This window comes from Xylanimonas sp. McL0601 (genome assembly GCF_049852175.1).
In the GTDB taxonomy this organism is placed as follows: domain Bacteria; phylum Actinomycetota; class Actinomycetes; order Actinomycetales; family Cellulomonadaceae; genus Xylanimonas.
Genome location: NZ_CP187527.1, coordinates 721996 through 735907, shown reverse-complemented (window position 1 = coordinate 735907; position 13912 = coordinate 721996). Strand labels below are relative to the sequence as shown.

Here is a 13912-nt window from a genome sequence, read left to right as displayed (position 1 = left end):
AGAATCCTCACGCCTGCGGCTTCACGAGCGGGAAGAGAATCGTCTCGCGGATACCGAGGCCGGTCAGGGCCATGAGCAGCCGGTCGATTCCCATGCCCATTCCGCCGGTCGGCGGCATCGCGTACTCCATCGCCACGAGGAAGTCCTCGTCGAGCCTCATCGCCTCGTCGTCGCCGGCGGCCGCGAGAATGGCCTGCGCCTCGAAACGCTGCCGCTGGACCACGGGGTCGACGAGCTCCGAATATCCCGTCGCGAGCTCGAACCCGCGCACGTACAGGTCCCACTTCTCGACCTGGCCGGGAACCTCACGGTGGGCGCGCACCAGCGGGCTCGTCTCCACCGGGAAGTCGCGCACGAAGGTCGGGGCGGTCAGGTGGTCGCCCACCTGGTGCTCCCACAGCGTCTCGACGAGCTTGCCGTGGTTGACGGCCTTGCGCTCCACGTCGATGTCCAGCGTCTTCGCCAGGAAGATGAGCTGCTCGACCGACGTCTCGTGCGTGATCTCCTCGCCCAGCGACTCCGAGAGCGAGCCGTACATCGTCAGCTGCGCCCAGTCGCCGCCGAGGTCGTACTCCTCGCCGTCGGGCAGGGTGACCACGGTGGTGCCGAGCACGTCCTGCGCCGCCGTCTGCACCAGGTCCTGGGTGAGCGCGCCGATCGTGTTGTAGTCGCCGTACGCCTCGTAGGCCTCGAGCATCGCGAACTCGGGCGAGTGCGTGGAGTCCGCGCCCTCGTTGCGGAAGTTGCGGTTGATCTCGAAGACGCGCTCGACGCCGCCGACGACGGCCCGCTTGAGGAACAGCTCGGGGGCGATGCGCATGAACAGGTCGATGTCGTACGCGTTCATGTGCGTCATGAAGGGCCGGGCGGCCGCACCGGACGCGATGGTCTGCAGCATCGGCGTCTCGACCTCGAGGAAGTCGCGGCGGTGGAAGTTGTCGCGCAGCGAGCGCATCATCGCCGCGCGCAGGCGCACCATGTCGCGCGCGGCGGGGCGCGCGATGAGGTCCACATAACGCTGGCGGACGCGCGACTCCTCGCTGAGGTCCTTGTGGAGCACCGGCAGCGGCCGCAGCGACTTGGCGGCGATCTGCCACGCGTCGGCGAAGATGCTCAGCTCGCCGCGGCGCGAGGCGCCGACGCGGCCGTGCACGAACAGGTGGTCGCCGAGGTCGACGTCGGACTTGAAGGCCGCGAGCGACTCCTCGCCGACCACGGCCAGGCTCAGCATCGCCTGGAGGCGGTTGCCCTCGCCGTCCTGCAGCGTGACGAAGCACAGCTTGCCGGTGTTCCGCAGGAACACCACGCGGCCGGCGACACCCGCGACGTCGTCCGTCTCCTCGCCCGCCTCGAGGTGGCCGTACCCCGCGCGGACCTGCGCGATCGTGTGCGTGACGGGCACCCCGACGGGGTAGGCCTCGCCGCCCTGCGCGATGATCCGCTCACGCTTCTCGCGGCGGATGCGCAGCTGCTCGGGGAGGTCGTCGCCGTGCTCGCCAGGAGCGGCGTCGGGAGCGGGGTTCGCGGAAGTCACCCCCGGATTCTACCGACGCGAGCCTGGGCACTTGCGGCACGCGGGAGGCGCCGCCGCGTCACGGGACGTCGAGCGTGTCCAGGAGGGTGCGGGCCGTCCTCTCGTCGATCCGGTGGGCGGCCAGAGCGCGGCGGACCGCCGCCCGGGTCAGGATCGCGTACGACGCCGGCACGTCTGTCGCGCCCGTGCTCGCCGCGAGGGCGGCGAGGGCGTCGGTGTGGGCCGCGACCGTCGCGGCGTCGCCTGCGGGGACCGCCCCGGACAGGGCCGCGACGGCGCCCGGCCCGACGCCGTCCTCACGCGTGTCCGCGGCGCGCGTGGCGCCGTCGAGCGTGGCGCTCAGGAGCGGCTGCAGCAGGCGGCCCGGGTGCTCGACGCCTGCCGCCTCCAGCGCCTGCGCGGCCTGGGCGACGAGGACGACGAGGTGGTCCGCACCGTGCGCGAGGGCCGCGTGGTAGAGCGGCCGGGCCGCCTCGTCGACGACGACGGGCTCGCCGCCGATCTCGACGACGAGCGCCTGGCCGATCGGCAGCACCGCGCCGGGCGCGGTGACCGCGAACGTGGTGCCCTCGAGCCGCGCGAGGTCGAGCGACGTGCCCGTGAACGTCATGGCCGGGTGGATCGCCAGCGGGATCGCGCCCGCGCGGAACGCCGGCTCGAGCACGGCGGTGCCGAACCGGCCCGAGGTGTGGACGACGAGCTGGCCGGGCTGCCAGCCGCCCACCTTCGCGACGCCCGCCACCAGCGTGGGCAGCGCGTCGTCCGGGACGGTGACGAGCACGAGCTCTGCCCGCTCGACGACCTCCTCGACCTCGAGCACGGGGACGCCCGGCAGCAGCGAGGCGGCGCGCTCGAGCGACGCGTCGCTGATCGCGCTCGCGCCGACGACGGCATGGCCCGCCGCGCGCAGCGCGCTGCCGAGCACGGACCCGACGCGGCCGGCGCCGACGACGCCCACGCCCAGGCGGCCCGGGCGGCGATCGCTCATGCGCCGGGGTCGAGGGTCGTCGGCGCGGGCTGCGAGACGGGCTCGAGGTCGGGCCCCGGGCTCGTCGTCGGGCGCTCCATCCAGCGTTCCGGGCCCGCGTGGGCCCGGGCCGCGCGGGCCCGGGCGGCCTGCTCGCCGAGCAGGCGGGCGGCGTCGGCGGCGTCCAGGTGCGGAACCACCGGCGTGACGACGCCCGGGGTCGAGTGGACGGCGAAGCTCGCCACGCCCAGACGGCGCTGCAGCGGCCCCTGCTCGACCGCGACCGACTGCATCCGCGCGTGCGGGACGACGTCGAGGCGACGCACGATCCGGCCGCGGCGCACCAGCAGCGCCTGCTCGGTGACCGCGAAGGCGTCACGGCGCCAGGCGATCGGGTCGACGTACCGGGCGCGGCGAGGCGCGTTGGTGAAGAGGCCGGGAGAGGCAGAGCCGTCGGCGGGCACCATGCCCGTCAGGCCCTCGTCGAGCAGCCCGAGCGGGTCTGCCGTGCCGAGGTCGGGGAGCACGAGCCACAGCGCGGTGAGAGCCTCGGCCCGGGTGCCGACGGGCAGCAGGACGCTCTGCGCCTGCGAGCTGTCGTTCTGCTGGTAGCCCGCGACGTTGACGCGGACGCGCCACCAGTCGGGTCCGCGCCACAGCGGGCCCTGCGTCATCGAGACCGCCTGGACGCGGCCCGGCGGGATGGTCTGCGCGCGGGTCTCCAGCAGGCCGTGGCGCAGGCGGACGCCGTCGGGCGAGAGCGCGGCGCGGAAGCCGAACTCGCCGGCGAACCGGTTGAACACGTAGCCGCCGGCACCGAGGATCACCGGCAGGGCGGAGGCGAGGATCGAGAACTCGCGCGTGATCGCGACGGAGACGGCTACGCCGATGAGCGCGAGCACCACCGCCCAGATGCCGGGCGAGCGCAGCAGCGAGACGACCAGCCGCCCGGGCGGCACGGCGTACACCTCTTCTTCGGGCGCCTCCCCCACCGCCGCCTCTGCAGAAACTCGCGAGGCGCTGTGCTCGCCCGCATCGGACAACCCCGCGGAAGGGGTGGTGCCGTCAGCGGGTGGCGCGTGCAGAGGCTCGCCCGCTTCTGAGAGTGGGGCCCGTGCCGGGTGGGAGCGGACGCCGGCGGCGCGGGCCAGCAGGTCCGCGCGCAGGCGGCGGGCCTCCTCCTCCCGGAGGAACCCGATGGCGATCGCGGAGCCGCTTCCCCCGGCGACCTCGAGCGTCAGCTCCGCCAGGCCGAACAGTCGGGCGAGGACGGGCTGGCGGATGTCGACGGCCTGGAGCCGGTCGAGGCGTGCGTGCCTCTGCTGCCGGAACACGACGCCCTTGCGCATGTGCACGTCGTCGTCCCCGACGGCGTACGTCGTCATGCGCCAGGCGAGCCACGTGTAGCAGAAGGCGAAGGTCGTCAGCGCGGCCAGGCCCAGCAGCAGCTTCCACCACAGGCCCGAGACGACGTCGGCGACCTCGGAGGCCTGGTTGACCTGCTCGAGCGTCTGCTGACCGAGGAACGCCAGCGCGATGGCGACGACCGTCCACCCTCGCACGAGCGGCGTGACCGGGTGCAGGCGGCGCCACTCGAGCTGCTCGTCCGCGGGGACGGGCGTGCGCGTGCCGGGGGTGCTCACAACCCCGCCAGCCTCGCCTCGCCGCGCGCCGACAGGCGGTCGCGCAGACGCTCGGCCTCCTCGGGCGGCAGGCCCGGGATGGTCGCGTCGGTCGCCGCAGCGGCCGTGTGGAGCTGGACCTGCGCGATGCCGAGCTTCCGGTCGAGCGGGCCGGCCTGCACGTCGACGTACTGCATGCGCCCGTAGGGCACGACGACGAGCGAGCGGAACATGATGCCCTTGCGCACCAGCAGGTCGTCGTCGCGCTCGGCATACCCGATCGCGCGCACCTGCCGCGGGATCAGCAGCGCGCGCCAGGCGAACAGCAGCGCGGGGACCGCGGCGACGACCAGCCACCACGGCGACACGACGACGCCGAGCACCAGCCCCGCGATGACCGGCACGCCCGCGACGATCCCCGCCGAGATGTACCGCGACGTGATGAGGCGCGGCGAGACGCGGCGGAACTCGACGCCCTCGGGGCCGAACAGAGCCGCTTGTTCGCGGGCGGCACGGTCGCTCATGCGCCCATCCTTGCAGAGGCGCTCGCGGTCGCGACCCGGTGAGTCGGGACGCGTCGCGGGCTCAGCCCGCGAGCGGCTCCGGTCGGTGGTTGCCGCTCTGCTCGGCCTCGTCGTCTGGCGGCGGGATCTCGCAGAACTTCTCCACCAGCAGCCCGACGACGGTGAGCACCACCGAGCACAGCACCGCCACGCCCGCGGCGATCGCCCGCGAGCGCTGCGACGCGATGTCGAGATCGCCGATGACGTCGAGCAGGGTCGCGAGGTAACGACCGGTGAGGATCGCGCCCGTCAGCACGGCGGCCTTGGCCAGCACGAACGTGCGCGCCGCCCGCAGCGGGTCGAGGTTGGGCCTCTTGCCCTTCTGGTAGGCGCGGACGGCCCAGCCCATCCAGAAGATCAGCGCGGCGAGCGCCAGGATCGCGACGTCCTCGACCCACGTCACGTCCGGCGGCTGCACGCCCTGACCGGAGAGCACCCGCAGCAGGAGCGTGCCGGCGAGCGTGACACCCGCGGCCGTGAGGAGGACGACGCGGAGAGGGGTCCGGCGCATCTCAGCGCCCTGCGTCAGGGTCGTACGGGATCCAGCGTTCCCCGTCGGTGCGGGTCTGCTCGATCTCCGGGACGTCCGGTGACGGGGGCGGGGCCACGGGCGGCAGCGGGGGGGTGGCGAAGGGCGGCGGGGTGAACGCGGCGGCGGGCGGTGCGGCGGGCATCAGCGGCGTCGGGGCAACGACGGGCGCCGCGGGGGCAGCAGGAGCAGTGGGCATCGCCGACGGCCAGAGGTCGTCGGGAGCCGGCGGGATCGGCGCATGCGTCTGCGCGGGCGGGGCCGGAGGCTCCTGCGGGTGGTGCGGGTCCGGCGCGCGCGGGGGCTCTTGCGGAACCTGGAACGGGTCCGGCGCGTGGAACGGCTGCTCGGGCGCGCGGAACGGCTCGGGCGCGTGGAACGGCTGCTCGTGTGCGTGGAACGGCTCGGGCGCACTGTTGTGGGGCCCTGACGCACTGTGGTGGGGCTCTGGCGCTGGGGGCTGCTGGGGCACGAGGAACTGTGGCACGCCGGGATCGGCGTCGGGCCCGGGCTGCGCGGCCGGGACGACCGGCACCGCCTCGGACACTGCCGCGGCGTGCTCCGCCGACGGCGTGGCCGGGTGCACGCCCGTGCGCGTCGCCGGCTCGGTCAGCCAGTCGAGCGCGAGCCAGCGGATGCCGGTGCGGTCGGGCGCCGTCTCGGCGAGCTGCGCGACGGGGCCGCCGCCGAGGCCGGGCAGGTGAGCGCCGGGCTGCACCTCGGCCCACGGGACGAGGACGAACGCGCGCTCGTGGGCGCGCGGGTGCGGCAGCTCGAGGTCGTCGGCGCGGGCGACGAGCGACCCGTAGCGCACGATGTCGACGTCGAGCGTGCGCGGGCCCCAGTGCTCCTCGCGGACGCGGCCGTGCGCGTTCTCGACCGCCTGCGTGGCCCGCAGCAGGCTCCGCGGCGACAGCGTGGTGCGCGCGATCAGGACGGCGTTGAGGTAGTCGGGCTGGTCTGCGGGGCCGCCGACGGCGGTGGTGCGCGCGAGCGGCGACACCTCCGTGATCTGGATGCCGGGAAGGCGGTCGAGATCGGTGACGGCCGCGCGGAGGGTCGCCTGCGGGTCCCCGAGGTTGGCGCCGATGGCGAGGACGACCTCGACCGGGTCCGGCGGGTCGAGCTCGAGACGGTCCGCGACGGGCGCCAGGTGCTCCGCGGGGACCGGCGGCTCGTGCGAGGCCGCCGCAGCCTCTGCCGGGGTCAGTCCCGGCACGAGCACGGGAACCGGCGACGGCGCGGGGACGGGTGCGGGCAGCGGGACGGGTGTGGGCAGCGCGACGGGCAGTGGGACCGGGAGCGGCACGGCGGCCGGCACCGCGCCGGAGGTCGTCTCGGAGGCCGGCGGCAGGGTGCCGGCCGGCTCGGCCTCGGGGTGCGGCTCCGCGACCGTGACCGGCTCCGCCACCGCGACGGGCTCCGCCACCGCGACCGGCTCGGCCGCCGGCAGCGTCTCGCCGGCGGGGTACGCCTCGACGACCGGAAGCTTTGCGTGGTCCCGTCGGATCGCGACCTCGACGTCGGCGAACGGCACCGCGATCGGCGCCTGCGGCTTGTGGACGCGCACGTCGACCGCGGCGACGCCCGGCCGTCCCAGCACGGCGGCCGCGATCCGCTCTGCCACCGTCTCGATGAGGTCCGCGGGCGACCCGGCGAGGACGTCGTGCACGTCCTGCGCGACGTCGGCGTAGCTGACGGTGGCTGCGAGCTCGTCACCGACGGCCGCCGGCCGCGTGTCGAGGTGGAGCACGACGTCCGCGCGGAACTCCTGGCCTTCCACGCGCTCGTGCGGCAGCACGCCGTGGTGGCCGGTCGCGGTGACGCCGCTCAGCCGGATCTGGTCGAAAGGCCGACCGTCCGGGCCGAGGACCGCGCTCGCGAAGATCGTCATGCTGTGCCCACCTCTCCGTCCTTCTCGCCTGAGGGCTCCTCGCCCGCCGCCGCCCATGCTGCCGCGACCCGCACCGCGTCGTGGCTCGCACGCGCCGCGTGGACACGCACCGCCCACGCACCGGACACCGCGGCCAGCGCGCTGATGGCCGCCGTGGCCTCGTCGCGGGCGAGCGGCCGCGCGGGCTCGACAACGTCGCCGTTGCCCGTGGCGAGCAGCCGCCCGAGGAACCGCTTGCGCGACGCGCCCACCAGCACCGGCCGGCCGAGCGCGTGCAGCGCGTCGAGGCGGGCCAGCAGGGGCCAGTTGAGGTCGCCCGACTTGGCGAACCCGAGGCCCGGGTCGAGCACCACCTGCTCGCGCCGGACGCCGTCGGCCTCGAGAGCGGCGAGGCGCGCGCCGAGCTCGTCGCGCACGTCGGCCACGACGTCGTCGTACACCTCGAGGGAGTCCATGACGTCGGCGTGGCCGCGCCAGTGCATGCAGACGTACACCGCGCCGGTCTCGGCGACGGCGCGGCCCATGCTCGGGTCGGCGAGGCCGCCCGAGACGTCGTTGATCAGCCGTGCGCCCGCGGCGACGGCGCGCTCGGCGACCGAGGCCCGTGTGGTGTCTACGGAGACGACGGCGCCCGCGGCCGCGAGACGCTCGATCACGGGGATGACGCGCGCGAGCTCCTGCGCCTCCGGTACCCGGACCGCGCCGGGCCGCGTCGACTCGCCGCCGACGTCGACGATGTCCGCGCCCTCGCCCAGCAGCTCGAACCCGTGCCGGACGCCCGCTTCGGAGGAGAACCACTCGCCGCCGTCGGAGAACGAGTCGGGCGTGACGTTGACGACGCCCATGACCAGGCACCGGCCGACCCCGGAGAGCTCGGGCAGGCCCGCGACGGCAGCGTCCCTCGCGGCCCAGGTAGCCCGCGACGGAGTTCCGGGGACCGGCGGCACGCCGCTCCTACTTCCCGATGACGAGGCTCATCGCCTCGGCCCGTGTCGCGGGGTCGCGCATCTGCCCCCGGACTGCGCTCGTGACCGTGCGCGAGCCGGGCTTGCGCACGCCGCGCATCGACATGCACAGGTGCTCGCACTCGACGACGACGAGCACGCCACGCGGCCGCAGGATCGTGACGAGGGCGTCGGCGATCTGCGTCGTCAGGCGCTCCTGCACCTGCGGGCGGCGGGCGTAGACGTCGACCAGACGGGCGAGCTTGGAGAGGCCCGTGATGGTGCCGTCGGTGTTGGGGATGTAGCCCACGTGCGCCACGCCGTGGAACGGGACGAGGTGGTGCTCGCACGTCGAGTACACCTCGATGTCCTTGACCAGCACCATCTCTTCGTGGCCGATGTCGAAGGTGGTGGTCAGGACCTCCTCGGGCTCCTGGCGCAGGCCCGCGAAGATCTCCTGGTAGGCGCGGGCCACACGGGCCGGCGTCTCGCGCAGGCCCTCACGGTCCGGGTCCTCGCCGACGGCGAGCAGCAGCTCACGGACGGCGGCCTCGGCGCGCACGAGGTCGACCGGTGGCACGTCCGCAGCGCGGCGGGTCAGACCGTCGGTCGTGGTCACTCCGGGACCTCACCCGTGCGCTGCGGCGGCAGCTCGGAGGCAGCGGCCGCGGCCTCGTCCTGGGGGATGACGACGTGCGGGTGGCCGTTCTGCTCCGCGGCGGTCATCACGGGGCCGCGCGTGTGGACCGTGCGCTGCTCGCTCGAGAGCCAGACGTCGCGGGCCTCGCGCTTGACGACGGAGGCGAAGACCTCGGACAGCTCGTGCTGGTTGAGCGTCTCCTTCTCGAGCAGGCGCAGCACCAGGTCGTCGAGCACGTCGCGGTACTGGGACAGCACCTCCCACGCCTCGTCGTGCGCCGACTCGATCAGCTTGCGGACCTCGTGGTCGACGGTGCCGGCCACGGCCTCCGAGTAGTCGCGCTGGTGGCCGTAGTCACGGCCCAGGAACGGCTCGCCGTTCCCCGTCCCGAGCTTGATCGCGCCGACCTTCTCGCTCATGCCGTACTCGGTGACCATCTTGCGGGCGATGGTGGTCGCCTTCTCGATGTCGTTGCTCGCGCCCGTCGTGGGGTCGTGGAACACGATCTCCTCGGCCACGCGGCCACCCATGGCGTACGCGAGCTGGTCGAGCAGCTCGTTGCGGGTGGTCGAGTACTTGTCCTCGAGCGGCATGACCATTGTGTAGCCCAGGGCCCGGCCGCGGGGAAGGATCGTGACCTTCGTGACGGGGTCGGTGTACCGCATCGCCGCCGCCACCAGGGCGTGGCCGCCCTCGTGGTACGCGGTGATCTTCTGCTCCTTGACGTTCATCACGCGGGTGCGCTTCTGCGGACCGGCGATGACACGGTCGATCGCCTCGTCCAACGCGCGGTCGTCGATGAGCTGAGCGCCCGAGCGGGCAGTGAGCAGCGCCGACTCGTTGAGCACGTTCGCCAGGTCGGCGCCGGTGAAGCCCGGGGTCCGGCGCGCGACGGCGGCCAGGTCGACGCTCGGCACCATCGGCTTGCCCTTGGCGTGCACCTCGAGGATCGCCTCGCGACCCTTGAGGTCCGGCGCCTCGACGGCGATCTGCCGGTCGAACCGGCCCGGGCGCAGCAGCGCCGGGTCGAGGATGTCGGGCCGGTTGGTGGCCGCGATGAGGATGACGTTCGTCTTGACGTCGAACCCGTCCATCTCGACGAGCAGCTGGTTGAGCGTCTGCTCGCGCTCGTCGTGGCCGCCGCCCATGCCGGCGCCGCGGTGGCGGCCGACGGCGTCGATCTCGTCGACGAAGATGATGGCCGGGGCGTTCTGCTTGGCCTGCTCGAACAGGTCGCGCACGCGGCTGGCGCCGACGCCGACGAACATCTCGACGAAGTCCGAGCCGGAGATCGAGTAGAACGGCACGCCGGCCTCGCCGGCCACGGCGCGGGCCAGGAGCGTCTTGCCGGTTCCGGGCGGGCCGTACAGCAGGACGCCCTTGGGGATCTTGGCGCCCACGGCCTGGAACTTGGCGGGCTCCGCAAGGAAGTCCTTGATCTCGTGGAGCTCCTCGACGGCCTCGTCCGCGCCCGCGACGTCGGCAAACGTCACCTGCGGCATGTCCTTCGAGATGAGCTTGGCGCGCGACTTGCCGAAGCCCATGACCCGGTTGCCGCCGCCCTGCATGCGAGACATGAGGAACCAGAAGATGGCGCCGATGATCGCGAACGGGATGATCAGACCGAGGATCGACGACCAGATGCTCGGCTGCGGGACGCGCGAGTCGAACCCGTCCGGCGGGTCCGCGGCGGCCACGGCGTCGGTGATCTTCGTGCCCTGCGGCTCGACGTAGAAGAACTCGACGCTCTTGCCGAGGTTCTTCTCCGTGTCACCCGTGCCGGTGACGAAGTCCTTGCTCAGCGTGAGCTCGACGCGCTGCTCGCCATCGACCACGACGGCGTGCTCGACCGTTCCGCCCTTCAGCAGCTCGAGTCCCTGGTACGTCTGGATGCGCTCCGTGCGCGGCGTCGCGAGGGCGCCCCACGCGAGGGCCAGGATGACCAGGCCGACCACGACCCAGACGATCGGGCCACTGAGGATCTTCTTGATGTTCATCGGCAGCAGGGTGGACCCCGCATCCCTTCGTTCGCACAGGCTTTCCGACGAAACTACACGGTGCGGCTGTCAGCCATCCGAGTGTTCGCCCAGGGCAGGACGACAACGGCGCGCAGCGCTCGCACGCCTGGCACCGCCGTCGGGCCCTCGTCAGGGGAACGCCCGGCGGCCCGCCTGCGTTCCCGTCAGGAGTAGACGTGCGGCGCGAGCGTCCCGACGAACGGAAGGTTGCGGTACTTCTCGGCGTAGTCGAGGCCGTAGCCGACGACGAACTCGTTGGGGATCTCGAAGCCCACGTACTTCACGTGGACCTCCACCTTGGCCGCGTCCGGCTTGCGCAGCGCCGCCGCGATCTCGACCGACGCCGGGCCGCGCGAGCGCAGGTTCGCCACGAGCCACGACAGCGTCAGCCCCGAGTCGATGATGTCCTCGACGATGAGCACGTTGCGTCCGGTCAGGTCCGTGTCGAGGTCCTTGAGGATGCGGACCACGCCGCTCGACTTCGTCCCCGAGCCGTAGCTCGAGACGGCCATCCAGTCCATCTCCGCCGGCGTGTGGAGGCGGCGCGAGAGGTCGGCCATGACCATGACGGCGCCCTTGAGCACGCCGACCAGGAGCAGGTCCCTGCCCTCGTAGTCCTTGTCGATCTGTGCCGCGAGCTCGTCGAGCTTGGCGCTGATCTGCTCCTCGGTGAGCAGGATGTTCGCGATGTCGCCGGCGACGTCCGACTGGTCCACGGGTTACTCCTCGGGGGTCTCTTGCGGGGTGGCTGCAAGGTTCTCAGTGCGGGGCGCGCCAGCGGGCCCAGGATGCAGGAACAGCCTGCCACACGCCCGCTGGGCGCTGGCACCCGACGGCAGCCCCGCTGCGCCCTGGCCACTCCACCCGACGACGAGCGCGTCGAGCGCGTCGACGTGCCGGCTGCCGGTCGCGCCGGCGGGCGCCCCGACGGCGACGGCAGCGGCCCGCAGCGCGCGGCGCCGGACGGCGTCGGGCGCGGCGGCGAGCACCTCGACGTCGAGCACGAGCCCCTCCGGCTTGTCAGGGTCAGGGCGCGCCTGTGCGCCCCCTGGCCCTGACAAGCCCTCGTCCTGGGGCGACCTGTCAGGGCCGCCAGGCGCCCGGGCGCCCCGTGGGCCTGACAGGCCGCGTGGGCCTGACACGCCGTCTGGGCCTGACAGGGCGGTGGTGGCGCGTGCGAGGAGGTCGTCCGCCAGCGCGTCCAGCACCTCCGCGTCGGCGCGGAGCTGGGCTGCCGAGCGAGCCAGCGACTCCACGACGCCGGGGCCCAGCACCTCCTCGAGGACGGGCAGCACCTCGTGCCGGACGCGCGTCCGCAACGGCTCCGCCGACCTGGCAGAGCCACGCCCGTCCAGGTCCTCGTCACGGTCCGACAGCTCGTTGGTGGGGTCGTCCCACCACTGGAGGCCCTGAGCGGCGCACGCTGCGCGGGTCTGGGTGCGGCGCAGGCCCAGCAGCGGGCGCCGGTAGCGGCCGCGCACCGGCGGGATGCCGCCCAGCGACCGCGCCCCGCTCCCCCGCGCCAGGCCCAGCAGCACCTGCTCCGCCTGGTCGTCCATCGTGTGGCCCAGCAGGACGGCGACCGCGCCCGACGACGCCCCGACCTCGTCGAGCGCCGCGTACCGGGCCGCGCGGGCCGCGCCCTCGAGCCCGCCGCCGGCACGGGCCACCGACACCCGCCGCACCACGACCGGGTCCAGCCCGAGCGCGCGGCACTGCGCCGCGGCGGCCGCGGCGACGTCGTCGGACCCCGCCTGCAGCCCGTGGTCGACGACGACGGCGCCCGCCCGCACGCTGAACCCCCGCGAGCGGACGGAGCGCCCCACGCGCCGCGCCTCGTGCGCGAGGGCGTCCGCGAGCGCCAGCGAGTCGGCGCCGCCCGAGCACGCCACGAGCACGAGGTCGCCGGGCGCGGGAGCGAGCAGGGCGAGCTCACGCCGCACGGCGCTGCGGACCGCGGCGACGTCGGGGTCGACGCGTGCCATCGGCTGCCCTCCGTTCTGACAGGTCGGAGGGTCAGCCGTGCACGCGGCGGACCCAGGCGCGCGGGTCGGCGATCTCGCGGGCCGTCGGGAGGGACCCGGCCGAGGCCCACACCGCGTTGAGGCCGTCGCGCCCCACCTGCTGCTCGACCGCACGCACGAACGCCGCGCCGTCGCGGTACTGCGCGAGCTTGGCGTCCATCCCGAGCAGGCGCCGGAGGACGACGTCGAGGCCTGGCGCGCCCTCGCCGTCACGGCGCTTCTCGAACTTCGCGCGGATCTGCCGCACCGAGCGCACGACGCGCGGCCCGACCGCGTCCATCATCACGTCGGCGTGCCCCTCGAGCAGGGCCATCACCGCGGTGATCTCGGCCATCTCGTCCTTCTGGGCCCGGGAGAGCAGCCGCTCGAAGGGCGCGGCGCCGCCCGCGCGGAAGGCCCCGCTGACGACGTCGGTCACGGTGCGGCCGACCGTGCCGAGCTTCTCGAGGAACGGCGCCTTCGCCATGCCGACGGCGGTGCGGGTGACGTCTTCCATGAGGCCGCCCACGCGGCCGCGCAGGTGCTCGGCGAGCCACGGTGCGGCGGCGAACTGCACGGCGTGCGTCTGCTCGTGCAGGCAGACCCAGAGGCGGAAGTCGCGCGGGTCGACGCCCATCGCGCGCTCGGCGTGCAGCACGTTGGGCGCGACGAGCAGCAGGCGGCCGGGCTGCGGCTCCCCCGGCACGTCCTCGGGGCCCGGGGCCTCGGGCTGCGCGTACGGGTCGAACTGGCCGAGGACGCGCGGGGCCAGGACGGCGAGCAGCCCGCCGACCTCGAGCGCCCCGCCCAGCCGCGCGGTCTGCGACGACCCCACCGACTCGTCCGCGAGCGCCGTCGCGACCGGTGCCGTCATCGCTGCCATGACCTGCGTGTTCGCGAGGGCCCAGCGTGCGCGGTCGACCACCAGGACCGGCCCGAGCTCGGCCGCGCCGTCGTGCGCTCCGCCCGTCACGCGCCGCAGCCCGCCGACGGGCGTCATGCGGGTGGTGGCGAGCACATGCCCGACCGCGTCGGACGCCGCCTCGCGCAGCCCTGCGACAAGGTCGTCGAGCTCGCCACGGGTCGCGTGGGGTCCTGGCGGGGCGAGGCGCCCGGCGAGGTCGGCGGCGGCCGGCCAGTCGACGACGGGCTGGGGGCTGGTGCTGGTCACCGACCCACCGTATCTACGGCAGGGCGC

General features: G+C 74.2%; 12 protein-coding genes. All 12 read right to left on the bottom strand.

What is annotated here, in order from left to right; translation table 11 throughout:
• Positions 1-7: 7 nt before the first annotated feature.
• Positions 8-1534 (bottom strand): lysine--tRNA ligase, encoded by a 1527-nt coding sequence (gene lysS / locus ACO4JP_RS03380; protein ID WP_425955983.1) that lies wholly within the window; start codon positions 1532-1534, stop codon positions 8-10.
• A 58-nt stretch (positions 1535-1592) separates the two neighbouring features.
• Positions 1593-2522, bottom strand: a complete 930-nt coding sequence (locus tag ACO4JP_RS03375; RefSeq protein ID WP_425955982.1) for a Rossmann-like and DUF2520 domain-containing protein — start codon at positions 2520-2522, stop codon at positions 1593-1595.
• Positions 2519-4144 carry a PH domain-containing protein gene (locus tag ACO4JP_RS03370; RefSeq protein WP_425955981.1) on the bottom strand — a complete coding sequence of 542 codons (1626 nt, stop codon included), beginning with the start codon at positions 4142-4144 and terminating at the stop codon, positions 2519-2521. Before ACO4JP_RS03370 ends, ACO4JP_RS03375 begins: the two co-directional genes overlap by 4 nt.
• A complete protein-coding gene (locus ACO4JP_RS03365) occupies positions 4141-4647 on the bottom strand; it encodes a PH domain-containing protein (RefSeq protein ID WP_425955980.1) in 507 nt (168 codons plus the stop codon). Before ACO4JP_RS03365 ends, ACO4JP_RS03370 begins: the two co-directional genes overlap by 4 nt.
• A 61-nt stretch (positions 4648-4708) precedes the next feature.
• A complete protein-coding gene (locus ACO4JP_RS03360; RefSeq protein WP_425955979.1) occupies positions 4709-5197 on the bottom strand; it encodes a DUF3180 domain-containing protein in 489 nt (162 codons plus the stop codon).
• 1 nt (position 5198) lies between these two features.
• Positions 5199-7109, bottom strand: a complete 1911-nt coding sequence (gene folK, locus ACO4JP_RS03355; protein ID WP_425955978.1) for a 2-amino-4-hydroxy-6-hydroxymethyldihydropteridine diphosphokinase — start codon at positions 7107-7109, stop codon at positions 5199-5201.
• A complete protein-coding gene (gene folP / locus ACO4JP_RS03350) occupies positions 7106-7954 on the bottom strand; it encodes a dihydropteroate synthase (RefSeq protein WP_425957044.1) in 849 nt (282 codons plus the stop codon). The genes folK and folP overlap by 4 nt, the downstream gene beginning before the upstream one ends.
• Before the next feature lie 109 nt (positions 7955-8063).
• Positions 8064-8672, bottom strand: coding sequence for a GTP cyclohydrolase I FolE (gene folE, locus ACO4JP_RS03345; RefSeq protein ID WP_425955977.1), 609 nt, complete (start codon positions 8670-8672; stop codon positions 8064-8066).
• Complete coding sequence (gene ftsH, locus ACO4JP_RS03340) at positions 8669-10690, bottom strand: ATP-dependent zinc metalloprotease FtsH (RefSeq protein WP_425955976.1); 2022 nt, start codon at positions 10688-10690, stop codon at positions 8669-8671. The genes folE and ftsH overlap by 4 nt, the downstream gene beginning before the upstream one ends.
• Before the next feature lie 185 nt (positions 10691-10875).
• Positions 10876-11427, bottom strand: a complete 552-nt coding sequence (hpt, locus tag ACO4JP_RS03335; RefSeq protein WP_425955975.1) for a hypoxanthine phosphoribosyltransferase — start codon at positions 11425-11427, stop codon at positions 10876-10878.
• A gap of 3 nt (positions 11428-11430) precedes the next feature.
• Positions 11431-12696 (bottom strand): tRNA lysidine(34) synthetase TilS, encoded by a 1266-nt coding sequence (gene tilS, locus ACO4JP_RS03330; RefSeq protein WP_425955974.1) that lies wholly within the window; start codon positions 12694-12696, stop codon positions 11431-11433.
• Between the two features lie 31 nt (positions 12697-12727).
• The gene (locus tag ACO4JP_RS03325) at positions 12728-13885 is read right to left on the bottom strand and encodes a zinc-dependent metalloprotease (RefSeq protein WP_425955973.1); all 1158 of its coding nucleotides are present in this window, start codon (positions 13883-13885) and stop codon (positions 12728-12730) included.
• Between the last annotated feature and the right edge of the window lie 27 nt (positions 13886-13912).

Bases quoted from the DNA above. Each gene is read 5' to 3' on its own strand.
- ACO4JP_RS03375 (WP_425955982.1), bottom strand. From the start codon at position 2,522: ATGAGCGATCGCCGCCCGGGCCGCCTGGGCGTGGGCGTCGTCGGCGCC.
- ACO4JP_RS03365 (WP_425955980.1), bottom strand. From the start codon at position 4,647: ATGAGCGACCGTGCCGCCCGCGAACAAGCGGCTCTGTTCGGCCCCGAG.
- ACO4JP_RS03360 (WP_425955979.1), bottom strand. From the start codon at position 5,197: ATGCGCCGGACCCCTCTCCGCGTCGTCCTCCTCACGGCCGCGGGTGTC.
- folK (WP_425955978.1), bottom strand. From the start codon at position 7,109: ATGACGATCTTCGCGAGCGCGGTCCTCGGCCCGGACGGTCGGCCTTTC.
- folP (WP_425957044.1), bottom strand. From the start codon at position 7,954: ATGGGCGTCGTCAACGTCACGCCCGACTCGTTCTCCGACGGCGGCGAG.
- ftsH (WP_425955976.1), bottom strand. From the start codon at position 10,690: ATGAACATCAAGAAGATCCTCAGTGGCCCGATCGTCTGGGTCGTGGTC.
- tilS (WP_425955974.1), bottom strand. From the start codon at position 12,696: ATGGCACGCGTCGACCCCGACGTCGCCGCGGTCCGCAGCGCCGTGCGG.